Source organism: Alkalibacillus almallahensis (assembly GCF_011761495.1).
Lineage (GTDB): Bacteria > Bacillota > Bacilli > Bacillales > Alkalibacillaceae > Alkalibacillus > Alkalibacillus almallahensis.
This window is the reverse complement of record NZ_JAASRU010000015.1, coordinates 1-14,442: the sequence shown is the minus strand read 5'-3', so window position 1 is coordinate 14,442 and position 14,442 is coordinate 1. Positions and strand designations below refer to the sequence as shown.

The window sequence follows — 14,442 nt, the reverse complement described above, 5'->3', positions numbered from 1 at the left end:
TAGCGTATATTGTGTGATGTGAATAGAAAGGACGTTTGCATAATGAGTAAAACTGAAACAATCGTATTTACAGGTGGCGGGACAGCAGGCCATGTCGTCGTTAATTTAGCCTTAATGCCTGAGTTTATTGAAGAGGGATATGACATTCATTATATTGGCTCTTATGAAGGGATTGAACGAGAGCTGCTTGAGGGCATGGACGATGTCACATATCATGGAATCGCAACAGGTAAGCTACGCCGCTACATGTCATTAGAAAATATGAAAGACCCGTTTCGTGTCTTAAAAGGGTTATTTCAAGCACGCCAATTATTAAAAAAATTAAAACCGAAATTGGTGTTCTCTAAAGGTGGATTTGTCTCTGTACCAGTCGTGATGGCGTCTCGTTTAACAGGTGTACCGTCGATCATTCACGAATCAGATTATACACCTGGGCTTGCGAATAAAATTGCGAGTAATTTCGCGAAGTATGTGTTAACGACGTTTCCTGAATCGGATAGCCATTTACCAGAAAAGAAAGCGGTTAACATTGGAGCCATTGTGCGAAATGAATTGTTCGAAGGTGATCCAGATAAGGCTGCTCAATTTACAGGGTTAAACAAAGCACAACCAACTTTGCTCGTGATGGGTGGTAGTGCTGGTGCACAAAGTATTAATCAAGCTGTGCGTGATGCACTTCCCCAACTACTAAAGCATTATCAAGTGATTCATTTATGTGGTAAAGGCAAGTACGATGAACAAGTGAAACAGCCAGGTTATGTGCAATATGAGTATGTAACTGATGAATTAAAAGACTTACTAGCTTTGTCAGATCTCGTTGTTTCTCGTGCTGGGGCTAACTCAATCTTTGAATTCTTAGCCTTAAGAAAGCCAATGTTACTCATCCCATTATCCAAGCAAGCTAGTCGCGGTGACCAATTACTTAATGCTGAATCCTTTAAAAAACGAGGCTATGCCGATGTGTTAGAAGATGAGTCAGTTAATGCTTCAACATTAACCGAAGCTGTTGACCAACTGTATTCACAAAAAGAACACTATCACGAGAACATGACATCCTATCAGCCAAAACAGACAAAAGAAGACGTTATTAACATGATTAAGCGTACAATGAAATAAACAAAATGGCGAATTGTCTTTGGACTAATTCGCCATTTATTTTATTGAACAATACCAAATCGTTTAATTTCAGTAGAAACATTAAAATCCACTTCGATGTTAGGAAACAAATCTTGCCATTGCTCACGGGTTAATTCTTCACCACGAGTTCGGTTATTATATTTTACACCAAATCCAAAGACATCAGCGTTAACTTGTTGTGCCTTTTTTACAACGGCTTCTAAATTTTTTTTAATTTTTTTATCGATTTCTTCTTCTAGTTTCCTTAACGGCGCGGCTTTGTCTAGGTTCATTCGTTGGGACATTTCTACAATGCGACCGTGTATACTCACATCAACCTCATAAGTTAAATGATCAACGTTCGTTAAGTTTATTTTGGAATTATTCTGGAGTTGATCAATGACGATAAACATTTTGTCTTCACGGTTATCCCCCTGGTATTCCTTGATATAATCTTGAAAGGGCTTTGTTTCCAATTCTAGATCGAGTCGTCCCTCGTTAAATTCCTCTCTTAGCAATCTAACAAAAAATATCTCTTTCATTGAAAAGCTCCCGACATGGCTATCACCTTGCATAATTCCAACCTCTTCAATAGCTGCTTTATTTTGTTTTATGGAAATAATCGGAACTAGCGGTTCACGTCCCACTTGTAAATAATCTCGCATAAATTCATGGAACTTACTGCTCACAATTTTCTCGTCAAGTACGGCTGTATCAACAAGGCGATTTAAATAGACACCTATATTGGGTGCCTCCTCGTAATTTGAAGCCGATAATATGTCGCGCGCAGGTTCTTCGGAGATTGTGACATAAAGCATATCAGATATAGCTGCATCTCGTTCAATTGTATCTAAGTAAGGAAAAACTCCTTTCTTAGCAATAGTTGGGCCAAACAATAATGTTTGTAGTTTACCATTTACGATTTTATAACCTGATTTTTTATTCGCATTTGATCGCACCATATTGAAAGTACTACCGGTACTATGAATGATTTGTGAAGCATTAGTAATATCAGGGTTAAATTGGTATAAGACAGTGGTCCCCTCTAAAACTTGTTCTTCATTTTGATCAAATCCGTAGGCTGATACAACGCCTAATTTTTCAATAACATCTTTTGAATGACTGCAACTTGGTATGATCATCATAGATAGTAGGCCGACGATCAAAAGGGTGATTTTACGATTGTTTTGCATGCTGTTTGGCTCCTTTCCGTCGGTAATACATGGCGAAGGGAACCAATAGTATCGGAACGACAAAACCGAAAATAACACCAGCTTGACCGACATAATTCGTAAAGAAATTAACATTGTATCGACTATCAAAGAAATAATGAGCAATAAAAGCTAAGGAACATACAGTAATCATGTAATAATTCTCCTTGCCGCCGAAAACGCGTTTAGCACTCATACTAGTCATCCAACAAAATAAAATAAGATTCGGTAATATAATGATCATCCACAAAGCAACTGTTACAATGTCAAATCGTTCAAACATAGGGAACGAAATAATCTTAATGGTGGATAGCAGAGGCCATATCTTGTCTTCTAGTTGATTATTGCTATAAAAACCAATTGAAACAAATGTAATAAAGAGAACTGATAAAATTGTGAGTGACATCGCTAATTGACTATATCGATGAACTTTGTTTTTGTCTTTTAAATATGGATATAAAAACCAAAGCAGTTCAAACCCGATGATTGTATAAGAAGTTTTGAGCGCACCACTCATTAGCTCACGTGGTGATGCTTCAAACATCGGTAGGTAGTTATCATATTGAATATAGGTAATAGGTTCAATGAGTAACCCAAACATCCAAACTGACCCAAAAAAGAATACAATACATGCCCCAACCGCCACTCTTACACCACCTAATACAGCATATAAGACGAGTGAGAGTAAGCAAAGAGAGATAAACCATGAAGACATGTCGGGGAAAATAAATGCGTGAACAAATTCAATATAGTTAACTAAGACGCTGATAAACAATAAAAAGAAATATATGATAAACAAAAATGTTATGAGTTTTCCGAACCATTTTCCGAAAAATTGAGCTAAAATACCATGCAAATCTTGACCATCAAAACTTCTCAGCACGTATACAATACAGGCTATTACAATATGCAATGCGATAGCTGCAATTAATATGGAGATAAAGCTATCTCGGCCGGATTCAAGAAATACAACGCGTGGATGTCCAGCAATACCAACACCTATTTGCATCGTGTGTAAAACAATAACTAAATAAATAGCTTTAAGTTTTTTATGATCAGGAATATTGAGATTTTCTGGCATAATAGCACCTATTCTAAACAGTTTATCGTCATGGGAATTTTAGTTTTAACGATTAGGTTTCTTGAAACGACGGATTTTTTTCGGGCGATTTGAATACGCACGCTTGTAACTCCAAAGAAAAGGTAAACGAATAAATGAGTTATCAAAGTCACGAGGTTGAAACGGATATATTGGAACAAAATAAGGGAAATTAAGTGAGCGTTGTCTAATCAAATGAATCGAAATAAACGCAAAACTAAACATGATTCCAATGAAACCCCAAAATCCAGCTAATATAATAAGTGGAAAGCGAAGGATACGTATAGCTGATCCCATTAAGTAGCTGGGTGCTGTAAATGATGCCAGAGCACTCAGTGCCACTATAATAATTAAGATATTACTTGTAAAACCTGCTTGAACGACTGCCTGTCCGACGACAATACCACCCACAATACCCATTGTTTGACCAACTTTTGTGGGAAGCCTGGCCCCCGCTTCACGAATTAATTCAATTAGGAATTCCAGTATTAACGCTTCTAACAAGGGTGGAAATGGAACACGTGACCTAGAATGTCCAAGTGAGACGAGTAATGCATCAGGAATGATTTCATAATGATAAGTCAAGGCTGCTACATATAAAGGTGTTAGAATAATTGATAAGAACATACCTACAAGGCGCATTAGGCGAATAAATGAACCCATATTCCATCTTGTATAAATATCTTCTGTTGTTTGAAAGAAGCTAAGAAATGAAACGGGTGCAATGACAGCTGTAGGACTTTTATCAACAAGTAATCCGACACGTCCTTCTTTCAAAGAGTAGCAAAAACGATCAGGTAATTCGGTGACAAGAAATTGCGGGAATATGGAATAAGAATTATCTTCAACATATTGTGTTAAGGCTGATGAATCTAAAACATCGTCGACTTGTAAAGAATTCAATCTACTCCGCATTTCTTGTACGGCTTCATCATTAGCGATATCAGATAAATAGATGAGTCTTACTTCACTTGGAATCTTATCGCCAATGATGAATTTTTCGGCGGTCAGTGTCTTCGTATCCAGTCGTTTATGAATGAAGTTCATATTCACATCAATCGAATCAGAGAATGAGATCTGTGGACCGAAGATAAGTGATTCTGTTTCAGCCTTAGCTGGCTTTCGTTGATCAATTCTTGGAACAGGAATGACAATACAGTGTTTTTCTTTCTCTATGTAGACACATACATAGCCTTCTATGAGTGCCCCACCAATTTCGTTTAAAGTTTTCAATTCCATAATATCAGTAACAGGAACTTCACTTTCGATTGTTTGGTAATCTAATTGTTTGGCACCTTGAACTTTAGAGGTGATATGGTTATAGACTTCTTCTTCTCTGACTAAGTAATCCATATAAATAATTAGTGCTTTTTGTCCCTCTACATTAACTGTCTTACTAGCTAAATCAGGTGAGGAATTGAAGAAGTCAGTGAATAAGTCTTGTTGTAATGTTTCGATCTTACATGGAAAATAGCTCGACTGACGGAATCGACGTTTCATATTGAACTCCCTTACGTATCTATTTAGCGTTAGTATGTGATGAATTGCTAGAAATATGTACACACTAAAACGCAAATAGATGCATGAGGTGTGACGAAGTATGAGTATGCAATTAATTGAAGTTTATATACCAAAGGAACAATACGATAACGTCAAACCAGCCCTAGATGGTTTTTCACAACAAAGTGTGTGGAAAGCGGATGAATTAGAGGATCGTATCCTATTACGAATGATTGTAGATGATGAGGAAGTAGAAGATGTCTTAGATTATTTAGAAGCGGTATCAACCCTTTCAGATGGCTTTGAAACGATTCTTTTTCCTGTGAACACTTATATGTCAAGGGAAACAATTGAGGAACGTGATAATCCTGATGAACAACAAGAAGATGATGAAGATGATCAAGGTAAATTATTACGTGCCAGCAGGCAAGAATTGATGCACACGATTGAGAAGAAAAGTCAATTTACGATGAACTACGTGTTATTAATTGTCTTCTCAGCCATGGTTGCAACTGGGGGATTTATTAATGATAGTGAAGCAGTCGTTATTGGAGCTATGGCTATTGCACCTTTAATTGGCCCTGCGATCTCGGTATCATTTGCAGCGGTGTTAGGTGATGTTTTTCGCTTGTGGCGTGCATTTGTGACGTTATTATTTGGCTTTATTATTATAGTTCTAATTGCTGCAGGGTTTGGTTTTTTATTTGAAGCTGGTACTCAGACGACGCAGTATACATCACGGACAGTTGTTTCATTAGCAGATGTGATTATCGCGCTTGCTTCTGGTGCGGCTGGTGCACTGGCTTTATTAAATCGCGTCTCAAGTGGGATGGTTGGTGTCATGGTAGCTGTCGCATTATTGCCACCAACAGTTACATTTGGGATTTCAATTGGTCAGACATTATGGATTGATACGTACTGGTCATTTTTACTTATTATGACGAACGTCACTTGTATTTTTTTAAGTGGGATCATTATTTTCTTCTTGAGTGGCATTCGTCCGATGAAGTGGAAGGAAGAAGTGACGATTAATGTATCACGGCTCTTATCATTTATTGTGGTTGCGGTTATATTTATTACGCTATTAGTTGTATTGTTTTTAAGCATGTAAACAGTTTGTAATCGCATTGTTATACATGTGAGTTAATTTATTTGATATAATGCAAAGCAGTATACCTTGCGTCACAATTGTTTAGGCGATATGCTTAAAGTCAATACGTTAAGCAATCGAGGGATATTTATGCAAGATGACGATAAACGACTCGAAACAGAAGATGAATCTGATTTATATGAAGACTTGAATGAAGATGAGATTAAAGAATTATTAAATGAAAGACGATATACTGAAAAAGAACATGAACCTAAAACAAAACGTAAACGCCGAATTCCCAAATGGTTTTTTTGGCTCATTGCGTTGTTTATGGTGATTAATATATTCGCTACCTTACCCGTGATGGTGTCTATTCCAGCTATTGATTTTTTGAAGACCTCGGCACAATTATTAGCTGATGACGAAGTGCAATCTTACCGAAAAGCAATTGCAACCATTGATGCTGGGGATAGTCGCGGAACGGGTTTTGCTTTTGCGGATGGTCAAAAAGTACTGACAAATGACCATGTGATTGAAGGCCAACAGCGTCTACAAATTTATTTTAAAGAAGACGGACCTTATGGGGCGTCTGTGCAAGCACGTTATCCAGAGCTGGACTTAGCTATCTTAGACTTACATGAGGAAACACGAAGTGCGACATTACCGTTAGCTGGTGAAACAAATTATACCCAAGGTGAGCCTTTTTATTTTATCGGTAGTCCACTTGGATTCAGTGGCATTGCAAACGAAGGTGAAATTATTGGTGAGACGTCTTCAGAGGACATTGAATCACCAGTGCTCATGTTAGATGCTCCAATCTATAGCGGGAATAGTGGTAGCCCAGTCATTAATCAATCTGGTGAGGTTGTGGCTGTTATATTTGCCACTAGAAAAGATGATGAACGAGGTCGAATTGGACTTGCTATTCCAATTGAAGCCTTTCATGATTTGAATCAATAATAAGTCCCCAAAAAATGGTGGACAATTACGAAAATATATAATAGTTGGGGGTGATGAGGGGTGTTACAACGTCTAAAAAAGACAGAAGACGTTCCCCTCGAAGAACAGGTGTTATCTGTTCAGCATGGGGATGAAGAAACCCGTCATCATCTGTTATCGAGTTATCAGCCGTTTATCGCCAAATGTGTATCCAACGTGTGTAAACGTTACATTGACCAAGAACAAGATGATGAATTTAGTATCGGACTCATTGCATTTAATGAAGCGATGGATACTTATTCTAAGAACAAAGGAAGCTCTTTTTTAACGTTTGCGAAATTAGTCATCTCCAGAAAAGTGATCGATTTTATTCGCCAACAAACTGATCATTTTCATTCCGTATCACTTGATCAGGTAGAAGACGATGATGAATCGCAAACGGCTGAATGGCGTATATCACAAGTTTCCAAAGATGAATACGCCAAAACACAAGACAATTGGTACAGACAAATTGAAATACAAGAGTATAATGAGCGACTTAAGGAGTTTAAGCTCTCATTTGCGGAATTAGCAGATTTCTCACCGAAACATGTGGATGCGAGGCAATCAGCACAGGAAGTGGCGCGTTATGTTTATGAAGATGAAGCATTGCGTCAACATGTCCTCGATAAAAAACGACTCCCCATTAAACAAATAGAACCACATGTTTCAGTGAGTAAAAAAACAATTGAACGAAATCGCAAGTATATTTTGGCTGTATTTGTCTTGCTGTGTGAAGACTTTACGTATTTGAAAGAATACGTTCAGGGGGTGAGTTAGTGAAAGGCATAGTTGTTGAACGAAAGAAGCGTTATGCGATTGTCATGACCGCTGAAGGTGGTTTTTATAAAACAAAAATCGATTCAAGTTATACAATTGGTGAAGAAGTTCAGTTCACACCTTTAAATGAGCAATCAGGGTTGTGGTCAATATTACGCTCGTATGTATCATCACCCCAACTTAAAGCGGCTGCCGCAATCCTGTTGTGCTTAGCTATTATATATCCATTATTATCGTGGACGAACGGTTCATCAGAGACATATGCTTACGTCAACATCGATATTAACCCGAGTTTTTCATTTGAAGTGAATGATTCTTATCAAATTATAAACGCCCAAGGTTTAAACGAAGACGGATCTGAATTGTTGTCAGAAATGGGTGATTTACAAGGTGAATCATTACAAGAAATCTCCACTTCAATTGTGACATTAAGCCAAGAGAAAGGTTACTTAGATGTTGATCGTAATATATTATTAGGGGTTAATTATGCGAGTAATCAATCTAACAATAATGATACTTACTTAGAGTCATTATCTAATGACTTAGCGACGGAATTTAATCAAGATTACGATTTTGCTTGGTTTGAAGTGCCAGATGAAATACGTGAGCAAGCCGAACAAGAAGGTACTTCTATGAATATTCTCTTTGCTTCTAACCAACTGATGAACCAAAGTTCAAATGAATCTGGTCAAGATTCTGACCAAACTGAATCATCCAATAATAATGAAGAGTCCAGTGATGAAAATCATGAATCTGATGAACAAACCAACGTAAATGCTTCATCATCTGAGAAACAAGATTCTAATCAAAAACAATCTTTGAACGAAAAGTTTAAGAAATTCTTTGAACGAATGAATCGTGATGAGCTCCCGCCAGGTTTACGAGACAAATTCACAGATACTCAATCTGAGGGAAATGAACAAAAAGATCCATCGAAGGAAACACAGAATAAGGGAAGTCAAAAATCAGATGGCCACCCTGTTTTCGGAGATGATGGGCCACCAGGTCAAAGCAAGAAGGAAGAAGACTCCCAAAAGAATAAGGGTAAGGAAAAATCAGATAGTCATCCAGTGTTCGGAGATGACGGCCCACCTGGGCATAATAAAGACGAGAATGAATCTAAGAACAAACAAAATACATCTGATCAACAAGACCGAGAAAGAGATTCGAATGATGAGAAATCAGATGAAGAAAGAAAAGACCAACAAAAAGATAACAAGTCAAAAAAGTCAAATGATCATCCAGTTTTCAGAGATGATGGCCCGCCTGGACAAAATAAAAACAAAGATGAATCAGAAGAAAGAGAACAATCATCAGAAGACCGTGATCGAGAGTCGGATGAAAAAGAATCAGATCAAGAAGATAGCGAAAAAGATGGTCACCCCGTGTTTGGGGGATGACGGGCCACCAGGTCAAAACAAAGATGAAGATTAATGGTTAACAGTGCGTCTTAAAGGCGTACTGTTTTTGTTTTAGCTATTCTTAACGCAGCTTGTTAAACATAGTATAATGAAACTATTCTATAACAAATAAGGATGATTTGATGGCAATAAAACAGTGGCTATATGATACATTCTGGAACAAAACTTGGAAGAAGATTGCCTTAAGTCTGACCATAATTCTAATTGTTACGGTTATAACCATTGTTATATGGGCCTATCAACATCCTTTAACGAATTATATTGAAGCAGAACAAGAAACACTTGACCAAATAGAGGACCATTTTTGGATTGATCAACCAATTCGTTCATCTATAAATAATCAACTAGCATTAGACCCTTCGATCACTAATTTTGAAATTGGTTTAGTGGGTTCATCTAGTTCTAGTCAGTACCAGACTATGACGAGTTTGCTTATGTCTACCACAATGTCTGCTGAACGGAAAATGAACCCAAACATCCCCCATGCTCAATATGACTGGGATATTTCTACTCTTGGCCTTGATTGGTTAGAGGGCTCGGTTTATCAAGATGAACAATTAACAGTGCTTAATATAACGGATTGGCTCGATTATGCTGTAGGCTTTGATGAAACAAACGTGTCTTACATTCCGACGCTTTATAATCAAGACAAATCTTCGAGTGATGAGGGGAAAAGAACAGGTCTAAGTACTGTTCAAACATTTATGGAATTTCTTCAAGAGCTAAAGGTTGAAGAAACGGCATTAAATCATCAAGAGGACCAAATTAATCTAACATTAAGCGAATCACAAGCGAATGAAGTGTGGCAGCAAGTGATCACAAACAGTGATTTACAACAAGAACAATTAAAATCATTTCAAGTCGATGGTGAGATGGTGTATACAGCAACGTATGAAGATGATTTTGTTTCGGATAGAACATGGAAAACGACGGTAGTCAATGGTGAGCAAGTGTTTGATGTTCAAGTTTCCCTACAATCTAATTCTTTAAATGGTGGTATGGTGGTTGATGGGCAAATTCTCGTTACAAATGAAGAAAAGGATACCGTATTAGACATCCGACTTGATGCTTCTAGTGATGAACGGTTAGATGAGCAAATAAAAAGTGAGCAAACCTTAATCATAGACTATCCTATATCTGAGTTTGCTGAGGGTATTCGTCTGGATTGGCAAACGAACGCTACATCTGATGAAAGTGAAACAAGTTTTGAACTAAAAATAGCTAACAATGACGTGTCACAACTGGCCAGTGGTCAGTTGGTCAATCAGTATAGTAAAACTGACAAGACCTCGACACATGATACAGAATTATCCGTGTCCATTGATGATCAAGACGCAATCAATCAAGAACTCCCTTTTAAAGATTGGGAACTATCCATTGATCGGCAGCATCAATTCTCTGAGGAAGTTAATATTCAGTCTGTTGATCGAGGTCAAGTAGAGATGTTCGAACCAGACATGCTCGAAGAATGGGAGAAGACGTTAAAGGATCTAACAGAAAATCCAGAGCAATTGTTTGAGAATCAATTAGAATTGCCGTTTTAATAAGGAGGAGAAGGCGATTATGATAGGGCATTACTTAATTTGGGAATGGAAGCGTGTGTTAAAATCGCCTATCCTATGCTTAACAGTTCTGTTATTTCCATTACTCATTCTTTCGGTGGTCGGCCTAATTATTTTTCACACAGCACAATCTGAAATAGATGATGTGGAACTCGTGGTGATTGATGATGACAATACATTTGAAACGAATGCACTTATAGAACAATTATCAAGTGATGAATCGTTAAATGATTACATAACATTTCAAAACGAAACAGGATCAGTCGAATCATATCAAAATAAAGAAAATGTAGCTGCTGTTTTGCATGTGCCTGAAGGTTTTACAGAACAATTGCGGCAGGGTCACAATCAGCCTATAAATGTCTATTTAAATCAAGGACAACCCTTCTCCTCTAGACTGGCACAATTACTTTTAGAAAGTGGCGAAGACTATATCACAGCAGCGCAAAGTGGTGTGAATACAGTAGTGCATTTTAGTGATTCTGATGATCGGCAAGCCTTGATTCAAGACATGACCCTACATTTTACCTGGTTAACCTTAGGCCGCAATCAATTGTTTGATGAACAGCAATTAACGGATCATTCCGTCTTGTCTTGGCAAGAACAAGGCTATATTGCAATGAATGCTTCGGTACTTCTTATGACGTTTTTATTCTTCGTCTTAGTTTTTAGACCCAGACATTTTCAAATTGTACAGAATCGTTTTCGATTATTAGGTTTCACCTCGTTTAAGCAGGGGATTAGCCAAGCCTTGTTTTATAGTTCGTTTATGTTACTGTACATAGTAGTTTTGGTTAGTATTACAACTTTTAGGATGGATTTTAATCCGATTTATGTGAGTATCCAATGGTTATTAATCATGATGATTATGGTATTCATTTATCTAATCGTTGAGAAGATATGGCGAACATCGACAGTTGTTCTCATGTTGAGTGCGTTTTTTAATCTCGTTCTGTTAGTGATATCAGGTGTCTTGTTACCTGTTGCGTATTTGCCGAATTACTTAAGAGTGGAAGGGTTACAGGTTGTACAAAATAGTTTTTACACATTGTTCAACAGTCATGATGTTCCATTTAAAGAATGGAGCTTGTTATTAGGGTTGGTAGTAGGGTTAGTGATCGTGCTGTGGTTACTAACTTATAGAAGGGGTGAGCGACTATGATAATTGTTAAATCAATGCTCTGGCGTCGTTCTACCTTGTTGACAATTTTAGGTCTACCACTACTTATTTTGGTTGTTATTCTTCCCTTTGTTGAAAAGACGACAGAGAACACTCAAGTCAGAATTGATGTCGTTGATCCTTATAACCAGTCTTATGTGGAAGAGATGGTTAATCGATTGAATGATCGTGAATCTTTTTCATTGAACTTAAGGGGTCAATTAAATTTAAATCAGCTAGAACGTGGTGACGTTGAAGCTATTTTTGTTGTCGAAAATCAATTACAGGAGAAGGTTGAAGAAGGTGAAACCGAGAATTTATTGACATGGTATCGGCATGAGCATAGTTTAGTTGATGGCTTATTTAAAGAGTATCTTGCTTCTACCTTGATGGAAGACATTGTTCGTTCTGAAGCGGCTAATATCGTAACAGGTGATACGGAAATGGCAACATGGGATGAAGTTTATCAATACGGGAATCAATTCTTTCGACCTGAGCCATTGTTTCAAATGAACTTCAAGACATATGAATCCAATGTAAATGAAGTTGAAGATTCATCAAACTGGCCGATTGCGTTAGTTTGGGCATACCTCGTGTTAATTATTGTTTATTTTTCCTCATGGTTATATGAATGGCGAAATAGAGGTGTCTTCAGTCGATTAGCTGTATTTTCTCGTGGTAAACTTCGTTTGCATTTGACTTGGGTTAATGTGGTATTAAGTACGATTTTAATTACTTTAGTAGGTTTCGTTGGAATTAATGAATGGCTAAGTTTAATTGCATTAGACCATAGTCAATATGGGATTTTGGCATTGGTTAGTGTATTATCTTTAATCTTCATTTGGTTGCTGAGTTTTATCATTCATTCACGTCACGTTTTAATAGCTATAACAACGATTTATACAGTAATAAGCGTGGCATTAGTGTTGCTAGTCGAATGGGATATGCTAACCTTTCAAAATTGGTATCTTATTTGGCTTCCATTTTGGTTAGTAAGTTGAGGTGTTTAGATGTTGGTATTAAATAATGTGACTTATAAAAGAAAAAAGAATGAATTGATCAAAAATATATCAGGTGAGATTAATCAGGGTGATTGTATTAGTTTGTTTGGACCGAATGGTGCGGGTAAATCTACATTACTAAATCTAATGGCTGGTTTGGAAACGCCAAGTTCTGGTACATGCGAAAATAAGAGTCAGGAAAAGATTACAATAGGCTATGTGCCGCAACAGTTGGCTCTATTTGAGCACATGACTGTTCGAGATCATTTAACTTATTATCAGAAGATGACAAAACAGACTAATCAACACTATGTAAATGAAATGATCGATGTCTTAGGTTTAAAAGACATACTTGACTACCAAGTGCAAACATTAAGTGGCGGCATGGCAAGGAAATTGAACTTAGCTGTTGGTTTAATTCATGAACCTCAACTTATTCTATTAGATGAAGCTTTTGTTGGTGTTGATTTAGCGACTAAACACGATATGCTGACGTGGTTACATCAATTAAATGAACAAGGCTCAACGATTGTCTTGATTAGCCATGATTGGCATGTGATTGAGCATATTGCCCAAACGATGTGGGTTTTAGATGATGGAGAACTTATTGATCGCTTTCCTATCTCACAAGTTGACCTAAAACAAAGAGAATACAGTCGTTATGCTGGTTCTGATTTACGAAAAATGTTTGCCTTACGTCGATAGAAATAAATGGAATTAACTCATCAGCATAATGTTAGCTTCTTATTTCCATACTAACGATTGAATAAGTTGGAAAGGAGGCTGATTTTATGCGACGGATGTTTGTACTTTCGTTTGTTCTGTTAGTTACGCTTCTAGCAGCATGTCAGGGTGATGACACGGGTATGATGGATAATGACGGGCAATCAGATTATCAACAAACAAGAGAGAATGAGGCTTTAGATCGTAATCAGAGAGAAGAACCAATGGATGTAAACGATACAGAAAATGACTACAATCGTCAAAATCAAATCAATCGAACAGAACAAAACAATCGAAATGGAATGAATCAAAATAATAATCAAAACCGTTTCGATGTAGCAGAGGATGCGGCAGAAGAAGTAGCTAGTCAGGTTGAAGAAGTAAATCGTGCTTATGTCATGACTGGCGATACTAATGCATATGTAGCAGTTGTCATGAATAATAATAATCGTGAAGAGATCAGTGATGAAGTTAAGAAAAAGGTTTCTGACGTTGTTCAATCGGAGAAATCAGATTTAGATAATGTTTATGTATCTGCTAATGCTGATTTCTTTGACACGGTTAACGATTATGTTGAACGTGCTGATGAAGGCGATCCAGTTGAAGGGTTCTTTGAAGAATTTAATTCTATGTTAGATCGCGTTTTTCCGAATTTAGAACGATAATCACGCAAAAGATGGAGCTCGGTCATGCTCCATCTTTTTATTTATTCATTTGTCAAATTAAGCGAGACAACATACTGTCATCGACGTGATCCATGAAACACTCAATAGGCGTTCTATAATTCAAGGATTTCCTTGGT

General features: G+C 37.3%; 13 protein-coding genes. 10 read left to right on the top strand and 3 right to left on the bottom strand.

Annotated features, from left to right (window positions below):
• Window positions 1–42: 42 nt before the first annotated feature.
• Window positions 43–1,116, top strand: coding sequence for an undecaprenyldiphospho-muramoylpentapeptide beta-N-acetylglucosaminyltransferase (locus FHR85_RS12150; RefSeq protein ID WP_167263655.1), 1,074 nt, complete (start codon window positions 43–45; stop codon window positions 1,114–1,116).
• Window positions 1,117–1,157: 41 nt separating this feature from the next.
• Here FHR85_RS12150 and FHR85_RS12145 read toward each other — a convergent pair whose 3' ends face one another.
• From FHR85_RS12145 to FHR85_RS12135, 3 genes are read right to left on the bottom strand one after another with little or no spacing between them, the layout of a single operon-like run.
• Window positions 1,158–2,309 (bottom strand): Ger(x)C family spore germination protein, encoded by a 1,152-nt coding sequence (locus FHR85_RS12145; protein ID WP_167263653.1) that lies wholly within the window; start codon window positions 2,307–2,309, stop codon window positions 1,158–1,160.
• Window positions 2,293–3,408: a GerAB/ArcD/ProY family transporter gene (locus FHR85_RS12140; RefSeq protein WP_167263651.1), complete on the bottom strand. Its 1,116-nt coding sequence runs from the start codon at window positions 3,406–3,408 to the stop codon at window positions 2,293–2,295. The genes FHR85_RS12145 and FHR85_RS12140 overlap by 17 nt, the downstream gene beginning before the upstream one ends.
• Window positions 3,409–3,453: 45 nt before the next feature.
• Window positions 3,454–4,926, bottom strand: coding sequence for a spore germination protein (locus FHR85_RS12135; protein ID WP_167263649.1), 1,473 nt, complete (start codon window positions 4,924–4,926; stop codon window positions 3,454–3,456).
• A 100-nt stretch (window positions 4,927–5,026) separates the two neighbouring features.
• Here FHR85_RS12135 and FHR85_RS12130 point away from each other — a divergent pair, with 100 nt between their 5' ends.
• The 9 genes from FHR85_RS12130 to FHR85_RS12090 all read left to right on the top strand — a co-directional run bounded on the left by FHR85_RS12130 (window position 5,027) and on the right by FHR85_RS12090 (window position 14,305).
• Complete coding sequence (locus FHR85_RS12130) at window positions 5,027–6,037, top strand: TIGR00341 family protein (protein WP_167263647.1); 1,011 nt, start codon at window positions 5,027–5,029, stop codon at window positions 6,035–6,037.
• A gap of 129 nt (window positions 6,038–6,166) precedes the next feature.
• Window positions 6,167–6,976 carry a S1 family peptidase gene (locus FHR85_RS12125; RefSeq protein WP_167263644.1) on the top strand — a complete coding sequence of 270 codons (810 nt, stop codon included), beginning with the start codon at window positions 6,167–6,169 and terminating at the stop codon, window positions 6,974–6,976.
• Between the two features lie 60 nt (window positions 6,977–7,036).
• Window positions 7,037–7,774 (top strand): RNA polymerase sigma-I factor, encoded by a 738-nt coding sequence (sigI, locus tag FHR85_RS12120; RefSeq protein WP_167263642.1) that lies wholly within the window; start codon window positions 7,037–7,039, stop codon window positions 7,772–7,774.
• Window positions 7,774–9,174, top strand: a complete 1,401-nt coding sequence (locus FHR85_RS12115) for an anti-sigma-I factor RsgI family protein (protein WP_167263640.1) — start codon at window positions 7,774–7,776, stop codon at window positions 9,172–9,174. The genes sigI and FHR85_RS12115 overlap by 1 nt, the downstream gene beginning before the upstream one ends.
• 143 nt (window positions 9,175–9,317) lie before the next feature.
• Complete coding sequence (locus tag FHR85_RS12110; protein WP_167263638.1) at window positions 9,318–10,739, top strand: hypothetical protein; 1,422 nt, start codon at window positions 9,318–9,320, stop codon at window positions 10,737–10,739.
• A 19-nt stretch (window positions 10,740–10,758) separates the two neighbouring features.
• Window positions 10,759–11,919: an ABC transporter permease gene (locus tag FHR85_RS12105; RefSeq protein ID WP_167263635.1), complete on the top strand. Its 1,161-nt coding sequence runs from the start codon at window positions 10,759–10,761 to the stop codon at window positions 11,917–11,919.
• A complete protein-coding gene (locus tag FHR85_RS12100) occupies window positions 11,916–12,917 on the top strand; it encodes an ABC transporter permease (RefSeq protein ID WP_167263633.1) in 1,002 nt (333 codons plus the stop codon). Before FHR85_RS12105 ends, FHR85_RS12100 begins: the two co-directional genes overlap by 4 nt.
• 9 nt (window positions 12,918–12,926) lie before the next feature.
• Window positions 12,927–13,622, top strand: coding sequence for an ABC transporter ATP-binding protein (locus FHR85_RS12095; protein ID WP_167263631.1), 696 nt, complete (start codon window positions 12,927–12,929; stop codon window positions 13,620–13,622).
• Window positions 13,623–13,708: 86 nt separating this feature from the next.
• Complete coding sequence (locus tag FHR85_RS12090; protein WP_167263629.1) at window positions 13,709–14,305, top strand: YhcN/YlaJ family sporulation lipoprotein; 597 nt, start codon at window positions 13,709–13,711, stop codon at window positions 14,303–14,305.
• Window positions 14,306–14,442 lie beyond the last annotated feature (137 nt).

What these genes read in the sequence shown, in the direction of transcription:
- FHR85_RS12150 (WP_167263655.1), top strand. Translation starts at nt 43, where the DNA reads ATGAGTAAAACTGAAACAATCGTATTTACAGGTGGCGGGACAGCAGGC.
- FHR85_RS12145 (WP_167263653.1), bottom strand. Translation starts at nt 2,309, where the DNA reads ATGCAAAACAATCGTAAAATCACCCTTTTGATCGTCGGCCTACTATCT.
- FHR85_RS12140 (WP_167263651.1), bottom strand. Translation starts at nt 3,408, where the DNA reads ATGCCAGAAAATCTCAATATTCCTGATCATAAAAAACTTAAAGCTATT.
- FHR85_RS12135 (WP_167263649.1), bottom strand. Translation starts at nt 4,926, where the DNA reads ATGAAACGTCGATTCCGTCAGTCGAGCTATTTTCCATGTAAGATCGAA.
- FHR85_RS12130 (WP_167263647.1), top strand. Translation starts at nt 5,027, where the DNA reads ATGAGTATGCAATTAATTGAAGTTTATATACCAAAGGAACAATACGAT.
- FHR85_RS12125 (WP_167263644.1), top strand. Translation starts at nt 6,167, where the DNA reads ATGCAAGATGACGATAAACGACTCGAAACAGAAGATGAATCTGATTTA.
- FHR85_RS12110 (WP_167263638.1), top strand. Translation starts at nt 9,318, where the DNA reads ATGGCAATAAAACAGTGGCTATATGATACATTCTGGAACAAAACTTGG.
- FHR85_RS12105 (WP_167263635.1), top strand. Translation starts at nt 10,759, where the DNA reads ATGATAGGGCATTACTTAATTTGGGAATGGAAGCGTGTGTTAAAATCG.
- FHR85_RS12100 (WP_167263633.1), top strand. Translation starts at nt 11,916, where the DNA reads ATGATAATTGTTAAATCAATGCTCTGGCGTCGTTCTACCTTGTTGACA.
- FHR85_RS12095 (WP_167263631.1), top strand. Translation starts at nt 12,927, where the DNA reads ATGTTGGTATTAAATAATGTGACTTATAAAAGAAAAAAGAATGAATTG.
- FHR85_RS12090 (WP_167263629.1), top strand. Translation starts at nt 13,709, where the DNA reads ATGCGACGGATGTTTGTACTTTCGTTTGTTCTGTTAGTTACGCTTCTA.